We start from the raw sequence: 17,228 nt of genomic DNA, 5'->3' as shown, positions 1-17,228 counted from the left end.
TTACAATGTACCAGAGGATGGAAAAAATTGCAAGAGATTTTCGCCCTAATATTCAATCCCTTTTCTTGCTTTGATCCCTTTTTCATAAGGGTGGCGAACCATAACCATCTCGGTGACATAATCCGCCTCATCAAGAAGCGCCTGAGAGGGATTTCTTCCTGTGAGGATTACCTCTAAAGACCGGGGGCGGGATCTTAAAAGCCCTATAAGCCGGTCCTCCTCAATAAAGCCCTGGCTGCAGGCTCCGATTGCCTCATCCAGGATCAGCAGATCCGCAGGCATCTTTTCGCCCCCTTTCCCTGCCGCCAGCTCCCAGGCCAGTTCCAGCTGTCCGCTGTAATAAACGGCCGCCTCTTTTTTCTGTTCCGGCGTCATATTCCAGGAAAACCCAAAGGAACGCAGACAGGGGAGCAGCCGGATGCCGCAAAGGGACGAAAGCGCCTTTACCTCCCCGGAGTCATCCGTCTTTAAAAGGCGCAGGATCAGCACCCGGTATCCCCGGCCCGCAGCCCGGACGGCTGCTCCCATGGCGGCTGTGGTCTTTCCCTTCCCATCACCGCAGTAAATGTGTATCAGCCCTCTGTTTTCGTTTCTGTCTTTCATTTATCCCCTTCTCTCTTTTCCAGCAGTCTCCAAAAGCCCTGTCTCCTCCACAAACCGCGACACGGTCTGTTTCTTATGAAACCGCTCCTTTACATAGAAAATGTGAAGCCGGTCCCTGGCGCGGGTCATAGCTACATAGAACATCCGGCGTTCCTCCTCCATATCGGGATCCAGCACCGCCTTGTGGTGAGGTGTAACTCCCTCATTTGCATCCAGGATGTAAACCACCTTAAATTCCAGCCCCTTGGAACTGTGCATGGTCATCAGGCTGACGCCGGTTCCCTTCGATTCCCGGTCTGCGGCCTGACGTTTCAGTTCCTCCTTGTACTCCTCCATATGAGCAAACCACGCCTCACAGGTTTTAAATCCCCCTGCACTTTCCTGCAGAGCATCCAGCACCTCAAACAGTTCCTCCGGCTTCAGCCTCCGCTCCTGGGCGTAATCTCTGATATAATCATCATACCCCACCGCCTTGCGTATATAGTTTACCGCGCCGGCCGGCGGCATATCCGCCAGCATGGAAAGATCGTATTCCAGCTGCTCGATCCGGTCCAGCATCCAGTTCTTATCCTGGTAAAATGACTTGACCTGTTCCCAGTTTACCCTTGTTCCCTCCAGTGCATCCCGGCTGATATAGCGGGCGGGCCGGTTGATGAAGGTAAGGACATTGGCACGGCTGACATCGCCTCTGGCCGCTTTTATGTAAGCGAATATATTTTTTGAGATCCAGTGCTCATAGAGATTTGGAACTGTATCCCGCATATGAAAGGGAATATTATACTCCATCAGTTTCTCAATCAGCAGCCTGGGGCCCTGATTGGTGCGGTAAAGCACCGCCATCTCTTCATAAGGAACTCCCATCTGCACATAATCCCGCAGCTGGGAAACGATCGCCAGTGTCTCGTGGACCGGATCCGGCCACAGGCGTATATCTATTGGCCGTCCCTCTCCTCTGGCGGCCCGGATATCCTTGGGAAAACGGGTTGTGTTATGAGAAATAACTCTTCCTGCTCTTTCTGTGATGGTGCAGACGGAGCGGTAATTGGTATCAAGAAGGATGCGTTCTGCCTTGGGGTAGTCATTTTCAAAGCCCAGCATAAGCTCCGGCCGGGCACCTCGAAAACGGTAGATAGACTGGTCATCGTCCCCCACAATAAAAAGATTGTTCTGAGGAAGGGCCAGCATTTTCACAATCTCATACTGGATCCGGTTGATATCCTGAAATTCGTCGATCAGGATATACTGATACTTGCCCTGCCAGGCCGAAAGGATATCCGGCCGGGCCTTAAACAGTTCGTAGCACATGGACAGCATATCGTCAAAATCCAGGAGTTTTTCTCTTTGCATCCGTTCCTCATACCCTTTATAGAGAGCCTTAAACACTTCCTCCGAGCAGCTTTTGGGATAATAATGGTCCAAATCCATCAGTTCTCCCTTAATGAGGCTGATCTCGCTTAAAACAGAGGCTGTAAACTCTCCCGGATCCTCCAGATCAAAGTCCATACGGTCGATCATCTCCCGGATAAAGCGGATGCGCTGCTCCTCTTTTACAATGTTGGCCGCCTGGTAGCCATAGGCCAGCTTTAAAATAAGGAAAAATATGGAATGAAAAGTGCCAAAGGAAACTCTGCCGCCTCCCTGATCCGCCATGCGCTCATACCGCTCCCTCATCTCCCTGGCAGCCGCCCTTGTAAAGGTGATAACCAGGATACTGCCCGGTTTAACACCGTATTTTTCCGTTAAATAACGAACCCGGTTGGTAATGACCGTAGTCTTTCCCGAACCGGGTCCTGCAAGTACAAGGGCCGGTCCGTCTTTATGACGGATGGCCCTCTTCTGTGCTTCACTAAATGACATTCTATGCCTCCAGCAGCTCAATGCCCCTGCGGATGCGCGCCAGGGATTCCTCTTTTCCCAGCACTTCCATGATCTCAGTAGCTCCCGCAGGCGTCATCTGCTTCCCTGAAACGGCGGTGCGGATAGGCCACATGACAAAGCCGGTCTTTACTTCAGTATTGCTGACATACCCGGACAGCAGCTCATACAGCGCGTCGTTGCTGTAATCCTTCTGTGCCTCCAGCAAAGGAAGAACGTCCTTTAAAACCTTGAGAGAGGTTTCGCTGTTTGTTTTCATCTTCTTATGGGTATACATGGCAGTATCATACTCAGGAAGAGCCTCAAAGAAGTCAATATGCCCCTGGATATCCGGGAATACCTCGATTCTTGTCTTTACCATGGCCGCAATCTTCTTAAGATCCAGTTCCTTTGTAATCACACTGCGGATATAAGGCTCTGCCATCTCATAGAATCGGTCAAAGTCCATAGCCTTGATATATTCACCGTTCATCCAGCGCAGTTTCGTCATATCGAATACAGCCGGGGATTTGCTCATACGGCGGTAGTCGAACTCCCTTATCATCTCCTCTAACGAGAATATCTCCTGATTTCCCTCCGGGGACCAGCCCAAAAGAGCCACATAGTTTACCACGGCCTCTGATACAAAGCCCTGGTCCATAAGATCCTCAAAGGAGGAATGGCCGCTGCGCTTGCTGAGCTTGTGATGGTTCTCATCTGTAATCAGCGGACAGTGCACATAAACCGGAACCTCCCAGCCGAACGCATCGTAGAGCCGGTTATACTTGGGAGAAGAAGAAAGGTACTCATTTCCACGAACTACATGAGTAATCCCCATCAGATGATCGTCTACAACATTAGCAAAATTGTAGGTAGGATAGCCGTCGGATTTGATCAGAACCATATCGTCCAGTTCAGAATTATCCACCGTGATATCACCGTAGATCTCGTCATGGAACGTGGTCGTGCCTTCAGTGGGGTTATTCTGGCGGATTACAAAGGGGATTCCTGCCGCCAGGTTAGCTTCTACCTCTTCCTTTGATAAATGGAGGCAGTGCTTGTCATAGGACATAATCTCCTCTCCGTTTACATTCTTTCGCAGGGACTCTAAGCGCTCCGGCGTGCAGAAACAGTAATACGCCTCTCCCTTTTCCACCAGTTTCTTGGCATACTCCATATAAATGCCTGAGGCCTGACGCTCGCTCTGGACATAGGGGCCGCAGCCGCCGTCCTTGTCAGGGCCTTCATCATGGATCAGACCGGTTTCAGCCATCGTGCGGTAGATAATGTCTACAGCTCCCTCTACATAGCGTTCCTGGTCTGTATCCTCGATTCTTAAAAGGAAATCGCCGCCCTCATGCTTGGCAATGAGATAGGCGTAAAGAGCGGTTCTTAAATTACCTACGTGCATTCGGCCCGTAGGACTGGGTGCATACCTTGTTCTTACTTTCATGGTCTGTTTTCTCCCGTAATTTTATAGTTTTTCCATCTGAAAATATGCTGCTTCAAAGTCCATTATATAACGGCCTTTAAGAAAAGGCAATGCCCCTTTGACGGCACTGCCTTTTCCTTTTGTCATCCTGTTATTCTGCCAGATCGCTTGGTCTCATGGTCAGGTTAATGCGTCCCATCTTGTCTACTTCTGTTACCTTTACAGTAACCTCGTCTCCGATGTTTACCACATCCTCTACCTTGCCCACTCTCTTATCGGACAGCTTGGAAATATGAACCATACCGTCCTTATTTGGGGCCAGCTGTACAAAGGCACCGAAGTTCATGATGCGGACTACCTTGCCTGTAAATACCATGCCAGCCTCGATATCAGTAACAATACTGGTGATGATATCGATAGCGCGGTCGATCATAGCCTCGTCTGTGCCGCACACATTTACGGCTCCATCGTCTGTGATGTCGATCTTTACACCGGTCTCCTCGATGATCTTGTTGATCACCTTGCCCTGCTTGCCTACCACATCACCGATCTTCTGAGGATCAATGGAGATCTGCTTGATCTTTGGAGCATATGGGCTTAAATGCTTTCTCGGCTCGGAAATCACAGGTTTCATCACCTCATCCAGAATATACATTCTGGCCTGTCTTGTCCTTGCGATGGCCTCCTCGATGATGGGGCGTGTAAGGCCGTGGATCTTGATATCCATCTGGATCGCGGTAATGCCGTTCTTTGTGCCTCCTACCTTAAAATCCATATCGCCGAAGAAGTCCTCAAGTCCCTGGATATCCGTCAGAACGATGTAATCATCATCTGTATCGCCGGTTACAAGGCCGCAGGAAATACCTGCCACCATTTCCTTAATCGGCACGCCTGCTGCCATTAAGGACAGGGTAGAAGCGCAGATACTTGCCTGGGAGGTAGAACCGTTGGACTCCATGGTTTCAGATACGGTACGGATGGCGTATGGGAACTCTTCCTCGCTTGGAAGAACGGGAACTAAGGCTCTCTCAGCCAGCGCGCCGTGTCCGATCTCTCTTCTGCCTGGTCCTCTGCTTGGCTTTGTCTCACCTACAGAGAAGGAGGGGAAGTTATAGTGGTGCATATAGCGCTTGCTGGTCTCATTTACATCCATGCCGTCAATTTTCTGTGCCTCAGATAAAGGAGCCAGGGTGCAGGCATTTAAAATCTGGGTCTGACCGCGGGTGAACATACCGGAGCCATGCACTCTCGGCAGAAGATCAATCTCGGCTGCCAGAGGACGGATCTGATCAATGGCGCGGCCGTCGGGACGCCTGTGGTCCTTTAAGATCATCTTGCGGACCGTCTTTTTCTCATACTGGTAAATGGCGTCTCCTACTAAGGGCAGCCATTCTTCATTCTCTGCAAATGCCTCTTCCAGACGGGCTGTGATGGCATCCATGTTCTTGTCGCGGGTCTGCTTGTCATCGGTAAATACAGCCTCTTCCATCTCCTGATGAGGAACCAGCTCCCGGATAGCCGCAAAGAGTTCTTCCGGCACAGCGCAGCTTTCATAGGTATGCTTTTCCTTGCCGCACTCCGCTGCGATGGTATCAATGAAGCGGATGATCTCCTGATTAACCTCATGAGCTTTAAAAATAGCGTCAAGGACCTTCTGCTCAGGAACTTCGTTGGCGCCTGCCTCGATCATGATCACCTTTTCTCTGGTGGAAGCCACGGTCAGAGCAAGATCGGATACGCGCTTTTGATCTGCAGTGGGGTTGATGACAAACTCGCCGTCAATAAGGCCTACCTGAGTGGTTGCGCAGGGACCGTCAAAAGGAATATCGGAAATGCAGGTTGCAATGGCAGAGCCTAACATGGCAGTCAGTTCCGGGCTGCAGTCCGGGTCTACAGACATAACTACATTGTCCAGGGTTACGTCATTGCGGTAGTCCTTTGGGAACAGCGGACGCATCGGACGGTCGATAACACGGGAGGTCAGAATGGCATTTTCAGAGGCCTTTCCCTCTCTTTTGTTGAATCCGCCGGGGATCTTTCCGACTGCGTACAGCTTCTCCTCATACTCTACGCTTAAGGGGAAGAAATCGATCCCCTCTCTGGGCTTGGAGGATGCAGTTGCGGTGGAAAGAACAACGGTATCGCCGTAGTGCATAAACGCTGCGCCGTTTGCCTGCGCTGCCACTCTGCCCACCTCTACGGTCAGCTTACGGCCAGCCAGATCCATACTGAAACTTTTAAACATGGTTTGTCTCCTTTTCTTTTTTGTTAAGCCGGTCAGAAAACAGCGAGACATCTGCCGGGATACAGAAAGACGCCGAAACTACTGATCTGGGCCAAAGAAACCTTTGGAACACATCAGCGGTCCCGGAGTGAACCTTCTGCAGCTGCCGCAAATGTTCTCTTTTGCGTGTCCCTGCATGAAAAATCCATACAGCCCCAACGCGCCGCACGTACCTGACTCTCATACGCACAGTTGTAAAACAGGGTGGAACTTGCGCTCCACCCTGGTGTTTCCGAAATTACTTTCTGATGCCAAGCTTTTCGATCAGTGCACGGTAGCCTTCCAGATCTGTCTTCTTTAAGTAGTCTAACAGACCTCTTCTCTGACCAACCATCATCAGCAGACCACGTCTGGAGTGATGATCCTTTGGATTCTGCTGCAGATGAGCAGTCAGCTCTGTGATTCTCTCTGTGAGAATAGCAATCTGAACCTCTGGTGAACCTGTGTCTCCAGCCTTACGGCCGTACTCTGCGATAATCTGTGCTTTCTTTTCCTTAGAAATCATGGTAACTTCCTCCTGTTAAAATAAATTTACTGAATCTCACCGTAAACCAGGCTGCCGGCTGGAGTCACCGGGCAACGGGGGATCGGCGTCTGTTCATACTGGCTAAGTATAGCATAGGGAGCGGGGATTGTAAACTGGTTTTTCATATTTTCAGCCCGCTTTCTTTCATTCCCCCGGATGCTCCCTGAAAAAACGCACAGCCGTCTCTTTATCATGGCTGATCTGCTGCTTTAATTCCTCCAGGGAATCAAACTTCTTTTCTCCCCGGATAAAATCAAGCAGCTGTACCTCAATGGTACTGCCGTAGATATCGCGGTCCAGGCCTATGATAAAGGTCTCTGCTCCCGGCGGGTTGTCCCCTTCTACCGTAGGCTTTTTTCCGATGTTTGTGACGCCGCCATAGTACCGGCCGTCTACCAGAACTCTGGAAACATAGACCCCGTATCTTGGAAGGCGTTTGATCGGCGGCGGGATCAGATTCGCTGTGGGAAAGCCCAGTACGGCGCCGCCGATATGGTTCCCATGCACTACCTGTCCGTGGATGGCGTAGGGCTCTCCCAAAAGCTCATTGGCCTTGGCTACGTTTCCTTTATCCAATTCCTCTCTGATATAGGTGCTGCTGATATCCCTGTGCCTGTCCTCGTCCTGTTCCTTTTCGATCACATAGAGGCTGTAGCCGCAGACACCGGCCAGCTTTCTTAAAAGTTCTGCGTTTCCCGCTCCCTTATAGCCAAAGCTGCAGTCCGGCCCCACCACAATGGCGGCAGCCTTCATTCTGCCTGCCAGGATGTCCTTTACGAACTCCTCCGGCTCCATATGCCGCACCTGATCGTCAAAGGGGTATTCCACCAGATAGTCAATATCCATTTTTTCCATGTTGCGCCGGCGCTCCATGCTGGTCGTGATTACCGTTTCCGGCTCTCCCTTCATCCATGCGGCCGGGGCGATGGAAAACGTAAAAATAGCTGTGGACCAGCCCGTTTTTTCCTTCAGCGCCTTCATCGTCCGAAGAAGCTTCTGATGCCCTCTGTGTCTGCCGTCAAATTTCCCCAGCGTGACGATCGTAGGCTCTGTCAGCTGAAACTTTGTGGTGTCTGCAATATATTTCATAGTTTCTTTGCCCCCTTAAAGGTATCGGGATCCAGGTCAAACATCTTCCAGGGTTTCCACCAGTGTTTTTCCTGCTGATACTGGTATACTCCCTTAAAGATTCCCTCACTGTTGTAAAAGCGGAACCGGTCTCCATCCTTCGCTGTTTCCAGCGGTGCGGACCGCCCGGAATCCAGCAGCTGCCTAAAGCAAGGATTCCCGTTTTTCAAATTCTTATCGCCTTCCGGCAGGGTATACACCGCCGGATAAGCCTCTAAAGCCTCTTCTACAGTATAAAGGCAGCCTTCAATGTCCCCCTGGTCTCTCAGCTGTTCAATCTGATCCAGCCTCAGGCTGTCCTCCACCTGAAAACGGTCTACTCTTGTGCGCAGCAGATGCTCCATACAGCCGCCTACCCCAAGGATCCTCCCGATATCATCGCAGAGTGTCCGTATGTAGGTGCCCTTAGAACAGGTAACGCGGATGGATACCCGCGGCAGTTCCAGCTTTAATATGGAAATGTCCAGGATCTCCACCCTCCTGGCCTTTCGCTCTACTTCCTTTCCCGCCCGCGCCAGGTCGCAGAGTTTCTTTCCATCTACCTTTAAGGCCGAATACATGGGCGGAATCTGGTCATAATCACCCTTAAATCCCAGGATAACCTCCCGGACCTTCTGAGGATCCAGCGCCAGGGCCCCTGTCTCATCCCGGGTCAGTGTAAGGCCCGTAGTATCCTGGGTGTCTGTGGAACGGCCTAAAAGAAGCACTGCCTCATAGGTCTTTGTCCGGTCTGCCAGCATATCACAGAGCCTGGTTCCCATCCCCAGACATACCGGCAGAACCCCTTCTGCCGCCGGATCGAGAGTACCGGTATGGCCGATCTTTTTCTGCTTTAAAATCCCTCTGAGCCGGGCCACCACATCATGGGATGTGTAGCCCGGCTCCTTATATACATTGATGATTCCGTGATACATTTATTCCTCCTGGCCGCCGGCCGCATCAAGCTGCCTGGCGATATGGAGAGACAGGTTATTAACTACGTCATGAATCCTTCCAGACATGGTGCAGCCGGCCGCGCGGACATGGCCGCCGCCGCCGAAATAGGCCGCAATCCGGCTCACGTCCACCTGGCTGTGAGAGCGCAGGCTGACCTTAAACTGCTGTGGTCCGGTCTGGTACATGAAAATAGCAACCTCCACGCCCTCAGTCAGGCGCAGCTGGTCGATGATACCATCCATATCCTTGCCGTCTACTCCATAAAACTCCATTTCTGACTGACGAAGGGCACTGAAAATACATTTTCCATCAAAGAACGTAACGCTCTCCAGGAGAGCCCTGCCCAGAATCTGATTCTGGACATAGGTTTTCTTATAAAAGCTGTCGTCAATAATGGTTCCGAAATCAATCCCCTTTGCCATCAGCTTTCCCGCAATTTCCATGGTACGGGCACTGGTACAGGAGTATTTAAACACTCCTGTATCGTGAATCAGGCCTGTATAGAGACACTCGGCAGCGGCTTTATCGATCTTTTCCTCATCCAGCTGTTCAAACAAAACCTCACAGGTAGAGCTTGCATTTTCAGCCACCAGATTGACTTCGCAGTAGCGGGTATTGGTAATGTGATGATCCAGACACAGGCTCTTTTTTGCCCTTTTTAAATAGATCCCAAACTCTCCCAGCCGCTCCTCGTCCCCGCTGTCTAAACAGATGCAGAGTTCATAGCTGTCGTCATCTGCCTGATGGCGGATGGCATCATAGCCTTTCAGATAGCTGAACTTGGGCGAACTTTCCTCCAGGTACACAGCCGCCCGTATATCCGGACAGCTGATCTGCAGATAGTGATAGAGTCCCAGGGCGGATCCCAGACAGTCACCGTCTGGCCTCACATGGCCCAGAATAACAACGGAGCCTGCGCCGTCTAACATCTGTTCCAGAACCGTCATTTACAGTCCCTCCTCTTCCTCATCGTGAAGATCTCTGGTAACCTCGTCAATCAATCTTGACATATTTACACCATATTCAATGGACTGATCCAGTATGAACCTGATCTCGGGCGTATTGCGCAGATTCACTCTTTTTGCCAGTTCCCTGCGCACGAAGGAGGAGGCGCTGCGCAGGCCCTCAACCGTAGCCTTTGCAGCCTCCTCATCGCCCAGAACACTAATATATGCCTTGCAGTATTTGAGATCTGGCGTCACCTCTACGGCAACCACACTGGTCATGGGATGGATCCGCGGATCCTTGATCCCCGACCGGATGATCTCGCTTAATTCCCTCTGAACCTCCATATTGATCCTTGTGTTCTTGATGCTGTTTTTACGCATGATAATTCCTTTCCGGTATGCATCGCCCGAAATAAGCCTACCTTGGCACCTCTACCATGGTATAGGCTTCAATGGTGTCATCTTCCCTTAAGTCATTGAACTTTTCAAATACGAGACCGCACTCATAGCCTGCGGCTACTTCCTTCACATCATCCTTAAAACGCTTCAGAGATGCTAACGGGCCCTCGTAGATCTGCTCTCCTTCTCTTGTGATACGGCAGCTGCAGCCTCTCTGGAACTTTCCGTCCAGTACATAGGAACCTGCGATGGTGCCTACACCGGAAGCCTTGAACAGCTGGCGAACTACTGCATGGCCGATGACCTTTTCCTCAAATACGGGATCTAACATACCCTTCATAGCTGCCTCTACATCCTCGATGGCCTGGTAGATAACCCTGTAGAGACGAACGTCTACCTTTTCACGCTCTGCAATAGACTTGGCCGTTGTGTCAGGACGCACATTGAAGCCAATGATAATAGCATTGGATGCAGATGCCAGGGAAACGTCGGACTCGTTGATAGCGCCTACGCCGCCGTGGATCACCTTTACCATTACCTCTTCGTTGGAGAGCTTTGTGAGGCTCTGTTTTACTGCCTCTACAGATCCCTGTACGTCTGCCTTGATGATCAATGGCAGTTCCTTTACGTTTCCTGCCTTGATCTGACTGAACAGGTCATCTAAGGACAGTTTTGCCTTTGTATCCTCAATCAGCTTGTTCTTGCCCTCAGAAATGAAGGTTTCTGCAAAGCTTCTTGCCTCTTTTTCATTCTCAGTCGCAACAAAGACCTCTCCGGCCTGAGGAACATCGTTTAAGCCCAGGATTTCAACAGGTGTGGATGGCCCTGCCTCTTTTACTCTCCGGCCTCTGTCATCCATCATGGCGCGGATCTTTCCATAGCAGGCTCCTGCCGCAATGGTTTCACCTACTCTTAGGGTTCCCTTCTGCACCAGAACGGTGGCAACAGGACCCTTGCCCTTATCAAGCTCTGCCTCAATCACAAGGCCTCTTCCCTTACGGTTTGGATTTGCCTTTAATTCAAGGACATCCGCTGTCAGAAGAACCATTTCCAGAAGGTCTTTGACGCCTTCCTTTGTATGTGCGGAAACAGGCACGAAAATGGTGCTGCCGCCCCAATCCTCAGGAATCAGCTCATACTCGGATAACTCCTGCTTTACCTTATCTATATTGGCGCTGGGCTTGTCGATCTTGTTGATGGCAACGATAATCTCAACGCCGGCTGCCTTTGCATGGTTGATCGCCTCTACGGTCTGAGGCATCACGCCGTCGTCTGCCGCTACTACCAGGATGGCAATATCCGTAGACTGGGCGCCTCTCATACGCATCGCTGTAAATGCCTCATGTCCCGGTGTATCTAAGAAAGTGATCTTTCTGTCATTCATCTCGATCACAGACGCACCGATATGCTGGGTGATGCCGCCTGCCTCTCTAGCAGTTACATTGGTCTGGCGGATAGCATCCAGAAGAGAGGTCTTACCATGGTCAACGTGACCCATCACGCAGACAACGGGCGGTCTGGAAACCATATCCTCTGCATTCTCCTCATCTTCCTTTAAAAGCTCGGCGATTACGTCCACCTTTTCTTCCTGTTCACAGAGCACGTCAAATTCCATGGCGATCTCTTCTGCCTGCTCGTAGTCGATCTCCTGGTTTAAGGTTACCATCTGACCCTTTAAGAAAAGCTTCTTAACAATCACGGATGGCTGCAGCTTCATCTTATCCGCCAGTTCCTTAATTGTCAGACGCTCTGGAAGGGTGATGGTCTTTACATCCTCAACCTTTGCCTCTTCCTTCTTAGGCTGCGGCATAATGAAAGCTCCCTTTCCTGTCTTTGGTGCCTTCTTTCCGTCCTCATCCCTGTCTCTCTTGTCAAAACGGTCATTCTTATGAGCATTCTTGTTGGTCTGACGGGTGCTGCTTGGCTTTGTCTGGATAGGACTGTCAAAGGAGGAAGAACGACCGCTGTCTCTTCCGCCAAAACGGCGGCTGTCACGGTTGCCTCCGTTTCTGGAATCCCTGTCCTTATCCTCGCCTCCGCGGCCAAAGCCTCCGGTACGGCCGTCACGGTTTCCGCCAAATCCGCCGGAGCGGCCGTCTCTGTTTCCAAAGCCGCCCTGGCTTCTTCCATCACGATTTCCAAAGGAACCGCCCTGATTCCTTCCATCGCGGTTTCCTCCGTCTCTTCCTCCGAAACCGCCGGTTCTTCCGTCACGGTTTCCATCGCGGCCGCCGGTAAATCCACCCTGCCGGCCATCTCTTCCGTCACGATTTCCAAAGGAACCGCCCTGATTCCTTCCATCGCGGTTTCCTCCGTCTCTTCCTCCGAAACCGCCGGTTCTTCCGTCACGGTTTCCATCGCGGCTGCCGGTAAATCCGCCCTGCCGGCCGTCTCTTCCATCACGGTTTCCAAAAGAACGGCCATCTCTTCCGTCGCGGCTTCGTCCGTCGCCTCTGCCTGTATTCTGACGCCCCTCACGGTTTCCGTCTCTGCCGCCGGTAAATCCGCCCTGACTTCTTCCATCGCCCCTGCGGCCATCTCTTGCCTGTGCGCCCTGGCTGCGCTCCTCACCCTGTGCCTCTGCTCTGGCAGGGGCGGCTGACTGCGCCTGAACCTTCGTCTCAGGGGCCGTCTGGGCAGGCGTTTCCTTCTTTGGCGTCTGTTTGGAAACCGGACGCTTTAACTGCTGCTGTGCGTTCTGGGGACGGAATACAGCAGTAAGTTTCTTCTTTGCAGGCTCTGCCTTTGCTCCGCCTTCTGTCTTAGGCGCTTCTTTTTTCTGATTCACCGCCGCCCGCACCATGGCTTCCTGGTCTCCGGATAAGCTGGATGCGGCAAACAGAGAGGCAGACTGATCCTTCTGCTTCACAATATCTAATACCTCTTTACTGGACTTGCCCAGTTCATTTGCCAGTTCACTTACTCTCATTCAAACTACCTCCATTTACATTCATCAGTGCTGCCATTGACTTTGCGAACCCTGCGTCCTCCACAGACAGGGAAGCCCGAAACTCCTGCCCCATGGCATGACCGAGTTCATCCTTTGTACCAAACAGATAGATCGGGACTTTATAGTGAGCACACATATTTGTGAACATTTTCTTTGTGTTGTCCGAAGCCTCCTCTGATACGATCACCATGCGGGATCTGCCGCTTTTGACGGACTTTTCCGTTGAAAATTCTCCGCTGACCGCCTTTCTTGCCCTGGTCGCAAGGCCAATCAGGCTCAGCAGCTTTTTACTGTTTACCAAGCTCTTCCATCTCCTTTTCCAGAGTCTCATACACCTCTTTGGGGATCGCCATTTTAAAGGAGCGTTCCAGTCCGCGGCCCTTGACAGCCGTTTTCAGACATTCCATGGATGGGCACAGGTAAGCGCCTCTGCCGTTTTTGCGGCCTGTGGCGTCTAACAGGATCTCGCCCTCAGCGGTCTTTATCACTCTTATCATTTCCTTCTTGCTCTTCATCTCACCGCAGCCGATGCACTGCCTCAGCGGGATCTTCTTTCCACTCACTCTTTATCACTCCTAATCCTTAGGTCTCCTCCTACTGTTCGCCGTTCTCTTCCTGGTAGTCATCCTGAACCGCGTTTTCCTGGCCGGAAACTTCATACTCCTCTTCGCCTGCATACTCTTCTTCCTCATAGGAAGGAGCCGGGCTATCGCCGTACTGTAAGCCCATCTGCTCAAACAGTCCCATTTCTTTTGCCTGGGTTTCGCTCTTAATATCGATCTTAAAGCCGGTCAGCCTAGCTGCCAGTCTTGCGTTCTGTCCCTCTTTGCCGATGGCCAGGGACAGCTGGTAATCAGGCACGATCACCTGCGCTTCCCTTGCCTCCTCATCTGCCACAACGCAGATTACCTTTGCAGGGCTTAATGCGTTCTCGATCAGGTAAGCCGGATTCTCATCCCAGTTGATGATATCGATCTTTTCACCGCGAAGCTCATTTACAATGGCATTGACTCTGGCTCCGTTTACACCAACGCAGGCGCCAACGGGATCCACACCGGGATCGTTTGACATAACGGCGATCTTTGTACGGGAACCAGCCTCTCTTGCAATGGCCTTAATCTCTACCGTACCGTCATGAACCTCGGAAACCTCCTCCTCAAAAAGGCGCTTTACCAGATCCGGATGCGTTCTGGATACAGAGATTCTTGGTCCCTTGGTAGTGTCCTTTACTTCAAGGATGTAGACCTTGATATGCTCTGTGGGGCGGAAGGTCTCTCCCTTTACCTGCTCACTTTCATTTAAAATGGCGTCTACCTTGCCCAGGTTAATACTGATATTTCTGCCCAGATAACGCTGAACAATACCGGTTGCCACATCCTTTTCCATGCTGTAATAGTCATTGTAAAGGGCCTTGCGCTCTTCCTCGCGGATCTTCTGCAGGATCACGTTCTTCGCATTCTGTGTGGCGATACGGCCAAATTTCTTAGAGTCAAGGGGCACCTGTACGGTATCGCCCAGCACATACTTTGGACTGATCATACGGGCATCTGCCAGACTGATCTCCATGACCGGATCCGCCACCTCCTCTACCACGGTTTTCTCTGCATACACGGCGAAATCCCCTGTGGTACGGTTCATTGCCACTCTTACGTTATCGGCCTTTCCGAAATGATTCTTGCAGGCGGTGATAAGGGAATTCTCGATCGCCTCGATCATGGTATCCTTAGAGATATTTTTCTCCTTTTCCAATATCTCCATCGCCTCTAACAGTTCCTTGTTCATGATTATCCTCCTATCTATGCCTCTTAAAAATCAAACGCCAGCCGGATCAGCGCAATCCCTGCTTTATCAAAGGTCTGAGCGCTGCCGTCTCCCATGGTCAGAGTGACCGTCTTATCATCATATGCGCTTAAAATACCGGTAAATTCCTTCTGACGGTCAATGGCCTTATAAAGACGCACCTCTACCTCCCTGCCCATACTGCGGACATAGTCCTTTTCCTTTTTTAAAGGACGTCCCAGACCAGGAGAACTTACCTCCAGGATGTAACTTTCGGAAATAAAATCCTCTTTATCCAGCCAGTCTCCCAGCTGTCTGCTGATGACCTCACAGTCATCTACGGCAATGCCGCCTTCTTTGTCAATGTATGCGCGCAGGTACCAGGTTCCTGCTTCCTTTACATATTCTACATCCACCAGCTCGAAATGATTCTCTTCCATCAGAGGAAGGAGGAATGCCTCCACTCTGCTCTCATAGCTTTCCTTCTTTGCCATCGTTCCACCACCTTTCTTTTCCCTTACAATACGAAAGAGTGGACCGCCGCCCACTCTTACTTTCAGTAAAAATATCTGTTATCACGTATACTATACCATCAGACCTCACAAAATGCAAGCTTTTTTTATGAAAATCAGGCTTTTTGCAGAAAACAGCCTTCTGCTGTCTTAGAGCATCTTCCTGCCGCGGCACCAGGTCTGAACCACATTATAATCCCTATCCAGCACAGCCAAATCGGCATCACAGCCTGCTGCGATCCGTCCCTTGGTGCGGTCTGCGCCAATACAGCGGGCAGGATTTAACGTGCAGGAATTGATGGCTGCATCCACCGGAACCATGGCTTCCTCGATAAGTATCTTAAGCCCCCGGTTCATGCGCAGAGTGCTTCCCGCAATCGTGTCTGTTCCCTTCAGCCTTGCGAGTCCGTCCTCTCCGATCTCAATATCATGGCCGCCCAGCTGATAATTGCCGCCGGGCGGGCAGTGTTTTGCCCGAAGGGAATCGCTGACCATAACGGCGTAATCACGGCCCTTGGCTGTAAAAAAGTTATTTAAAGCCGCCAGATGGGAATGGCAGCCGTCGCAGATCACTTCCCCGTAAATATCCCTGACCCTGAGTGCGGTTCCCACCAGCCCTGGCTTGCGGTGATGATAAGGCGTCATGCCATTATACACATGAGTCATGGAGGTGGCGCCGTTGGCGATTCCCAGAAGAGCTTCTTCATAAGAAGCGGAGGAATGGCCCATGCTGACGGTCACCCCGTGAGAAGCACAATAGCGGGTCAGGGCATGGCCGGGATCGTGCTCCGGTGCAAGGGTAATATAGCGGATCAGCCCCTTTGCCGCCTCCTGATACATCTGAAACTGTTCGATAGAGGCAGACGCAATAGCCTCCGGCGGCTGGGCTCCCTTATAATCCATATCAAGATAGGGGCCTTCAAAATGGATTCCCAAAATCTGGGCTCCCTCGTAGCCCTCCTCCACTACCTCTGCCACACTGGATACCGCTCTCGTGAGGACGTCGGGCATCTGAGTCACCGTGGTAGGCAGAATGGATGTAACGCCCTCTTCTGGGATCCGGCGCATCCACTCTCTTAAGCCCTCCGGCTGGGCATCATTTGTGTCATAGCCGTAAGCGCCGTGGGTGTGGATGTCGATAAAGCCGGGAAGCACCCGGTTATCTCCGTAATCCTCATCCGCCTCACCGGCTCCGTATGGAAGAACCGCTCTTATGGTTCCCTCCTCGATCAACAGCTGCGCGGCCATAAACTGACCTGCGATCCATATATGTTTTCCCTGAATACGCATATTGTTCTCCTTTTCCTGCCGTACTGCATCGTTTTCTTTAGTTTCAGTATATCACACAGGAATTATTTTTCAAGTTGCAAATCCAGACAAAATATTTTTCTTTTACCTTTCACTCTCCTCCCATCCCGTCTTTGCTTTTTAACAAAATGCGGCCTGTACAAACAAAACCGACTGGGGTATAATAGTCACAATGCACATCAAATACTGGAGGTATTTTTCAATGACATTTACATATCCCGCAGTTTTTACTCCCCACAAAGACGACAAGGGCTTTCACGCTTACTTCCCGGATCTGGAATGCTGCGTAGCCGACGGCCCGGATCTGGAGGATGCCGTAGAGAACGCAAGAGAAGCCGCAAGAGACTGGATCACGGTGGAATTAGAGGATGCCTGTGATATCCCGCCTTCCAGCCATGTGGACGATATCGAACTGGAAGAGGGCTCTTTTGTCAAATTTATCATGGTAACGATCAAGCTGCTGCCGGATAATGACTGACACCGTATTACCACTCCCCACAGGATATCAGACTGTCTTTTTACGTTCCTGATATTCAAAGAAGGAGAAGCGCTCCCGGAAACAATCCTTTT

General features: G+C 51.2%; 16 protein-coding genes. 1 reads left to right on the top strand and 15 read right to left on the bottom strand.

Annotated elements, in window-relative coordinates:
* Positions 1 to 45: 45 nt before the first annotated feature.
* From HW447_RS06480 to nagA, 15 genes are all read right to left on the bottom strand, one after another.
* Entirely contained in the window at positions 46 to 603 is a 558-nt protein-coding gene (locus HW447_RS06480) for a cob(I)yrinic acid a,c-diamide adenosyltransferase (RefSeq protein ID WP_176254498.1), read from the bottom strand.
* Complete coding sequence (locus tag HW447_RS06475; protein WP_176254497.1) at positions 604 to 2,460, bottom strand: ATP-dependent helicase; 1,857 nt, start codon at positions 2,458 to 2,460, stop codon at positions 604 to 606.
* A 1-nt stretch (position 2,461) separates the two neighbouring features.
* Entirely contained in the window at positions 2,462 to 3,910 is a 1,449-nt protein-coding gene (gene gltX, locus HW447_RS06470) for a glutamate--tRNA ligase (protein ID WP_176254496.1), read from the bottom strand.
* A gap of 130 nt (positions 3,911 to 4,040) precedes the next feature.
* A complete protein-coding gene (locus HW447_RS06465; protein WP_176254495.1) occupies positions 4,041 to 6,134 on the bottom strand; it encodes a polyribonucleotide nucleotidyltransferase in 2,094 nt (697 codons plus the stop codon).
* Positions 6,135 to 6,411: 277 nt separating this feature from the next.
* Positions 6,412 to 6,678, bottom strand: a complete 267-nt coding sequence (gene rpsO / locus HW447_RS06460; RefSeq protein ID WP_066543962.1) for a 30S ribosomal protein S15 — start codon at positions 6,676 to 6,678, stop codon at positions 6,412 to 6,414.
* Between the two features lie 165 nt (positions 6,679 to 6,843).
* Positions 6,844 to 7,788, bottom strand: coding sequence for a bifunctional riboflavin kinase/FAD synthetase (locus tag HW447_RS06450; protein WP_176254493.1), 945 nt, complete (start codon positions 7,786 to 7,788; stop codon positions 6,844 to 6,846).
* Entirely contained in the window at positions 7,785 to 8,741 is a 957-nt protein-coding gene (gene truB / locus HW447_RS06445; RefSeq protein WP_176254492.1) for a tRNA pseudouridine(55) synthase TruB, read from the bottom strand. Before truB ends, HW447_RS06450 begins: the two co-directional genes overlap by 4 nt.
* Complete coding sequence (locus tag HW447_RS06440; protein ID WP_176254491.1) at positions 8,742 to 9,710, bottom strand: DHH family phosphoesterase; 969 nt, start codon at positions 9,708 to 9,710, stop codon at positions 8,742 to 8,744.
* Complete coding sequence (gene rbfA / locus HW447_RS06435; protein ID WP_176254490.1) at positions 9,711 to 10,091, bottom strand: 30S ribosome-binding factor RbfA; 381 nt, start codon at positions 10,089 to 10,091, stop codon at positions 9,711 to 9,713.
* Positions 10,092 to 10,128: 37 nt separating this feature from the next.
* A complete protein-coding gene (gene infB, locus HW447_RS06430) occupies positions 10,129 to 13,038 on the bottom strand; it encodes a translation initiation factor IF-2 (RefSeq protein ID WP_176254489.1) in 2,910 nt (969 codons plus the stop codon).
* Entirely contained in the window at positions 13,025 to 13,390 is a 366-nt protein-coding gene (locus HW447_RS06425; RefSeq protein ID WP_408609676.1) for a L7Ae/L30e/S12e/Gadd45 family ribosomal protein, read from the bottom strand. The genes infB and HW447_RS06425 overlap by 14 nt, the downstream gene beginning before the upstream one ends.
* Positions 13,347 to 13,622, bottom strand: coding sequence for an RNase P modulator RnpM (gene rnpM / locus HW447_RS06420; RefSeq protein WP_176254487.1), 276 nt, complete (start codon positions 13,620 to 13,622; stop codon positions 13,347 to 13,349). Before rnpM ends, HW447_RS06425 begins: the two co-directional genes overlap by 44 nt.
* A 31-nt stretch (positions 13,623 to 13,653) precedes the next feature.
* Entirely contained in the window at positions 13,654 to 14,841 is a 1,188-nt protein-coding gene (gene nusA, locus HW447_RS06415; RefSeq protein WP_176254486.1) for a transcription termination factor NusA, read from the bottom strand.
* Positions 14,842 to 14,864: 23 nt separating this feature from the next.
* A complete protein-coding gene (locus HW447_RS06410; RefSeq protein WP_176254485.1) occupies positions 14,865 to 15,332 on the bottom strand; it encodes a ribosome maturation factor RimP in 468 nt (155 codons plus the stop codon).
* Between the two features lie 168 nt (positions 15,333 to 15,500).
* Entirely contained in the window at positions 15,501 to 16,640 is a 1,140-nt protein-coding gene (gene nagA / locus HW447_RS06405; RefSeq protein WP_176254484.1) for an N-acetylglucosamine-6-phosphate deacetylase, read from the bottom strand.
* A 220-nt stretch (positions 16,641 to 16,860) separates the two neighbouring features.
* On the opposite strand from nagA, the gene HW447_RS06400 reads away from it, so the two are divergent.
* A complete protein-coding gene (locus tag HW447_RS06400) occupies positions 16,861 to 17,136 on the top strand; it encodes a type II toxin-antitoxin system HicB family antitoxin (RefSeq protein ID WP_176254483.1) in 276 nt (91 codons plus the stop codon).
* The last annotated feature ends 92 nt before the right edge of the window (positions 17,137 to 17,228 follow it).

It is taken from the genome of Enterocloster alcoholdehydrogenati (assembly GCF_013282095.1).
Classification (GTDB): domain Bacteria; phylum Bacillota; class Clostridia; order Lachnospirales; family Lachnospiraceae; genus Enterocloster; species Enterocloster alcoholdehydrogenati.
The sequence above is the reverse complement of the archived record's forward strand: the minus strand, read 5'-3'. Positions and strand labels throughout refer to the sequence as shown.

Bases quoted from the DNA above. Each gene is read 5' to 3' on its own strand.
- nagA (WP_176254484.1), bottom strand. From the start codon at position 16,640: ATGCGTATTCAGGGAAAACATATATGGATCGCAGGTCAGTTTATGGCC.
- HW447_RS06450 (WP_176254493.1), bottom strand. From the start codon at position 7,788: ATGAAATATATTGCAGACACCACAAAGTTTCAGCTGACAGAGCCTACG.
- HW447_RS06410 (WP_176254485.1), bottom strand. From the start codon at position 15,332: ATGGCAAAGAAGGAAAGCTATGAGAGCAGAGTGGAGGCATTCCTCCTT.
- HW447_RS06440 (WP_176254491.1), bottom strand. From the start codon at position 9,710: ATGACGGTTCTGGAACAGATGTTAGACGGCGCAGGCTCCGTTGTTATT.
- HW447_RS06465 (WP_176254495.1), bottom strand. From the start codon at position 6,134: ATGTTTAAAAGTTTCAGTATGGATCTGGCTGGCCGTAAGCTGACCGTA.
- rpsO (WP_066543962.1), bottom strand. From the start codon at position 6,678: ATGATTTCTAAGGAAAAGAAAGCACAGATTATCGCAGAGTACGGCCGT.
- HW447_RS06400 (WP_176254483.1), top strand. From the start codon at position 16,861: ATGACATTTACATATCCCGCAGTTTTTACTCCCCACAAAGACGACAAG.
- HW447_RS06475 (WP_176254497.1), bottom strand. From the start codon at position 2,460: ATGTCATTTAGTGAAGCACAGAAGAGGGCCATCCGTCATAAAGACGGA.
- truB (WP_176254492.1), bottom strand. From the start codon at position 8,741: ATGTATCACGGAATCATCAATGTATATAAGGAGCCGGGCTACACATCC.
- nusA (WP_176254486.1), bottom strand. From the start codon at position 14,841: ATGAACAAGGAACTGTTAGAGGCGATGGAGATATTGGAAAAGGAGAAA.
- gltX (WP_176254496.1), bottom strand. From the start codon at position 3,910: ATGAAAGTAAGAACAAGGTATGCACCCAGTCCTACGGGCCGAATGCAC.
- infB (WP_176254489.1), bottom strand. From the start codon at position 13,038: ATGAGAGTAAGTGAACTGGCAAATGAACTGGGCAAGTCCAGTAAAGAG.
- HW447_RS06480 (WP_176254498.1), bottom strand. From the start codon at position 603: ATGAAAGACAGAAACGAAAACAGAGGGCTGATACACATTTACTGCGGT.
- HW447_RS06425 (WP_408609676.1), bottom strand. From the start codon at position 13,390: ATGAGACTCTGGAAAAGGAGATGGAAGAGCTTGGTAAACAGTAAAAAG.
- rbfA (WP_176254490.1), bottom strand. From the start codon at position 10,091: ATGCGTAAAAACAGCATCAAGAACACAAGGATCAATATGGAGGTTCAG.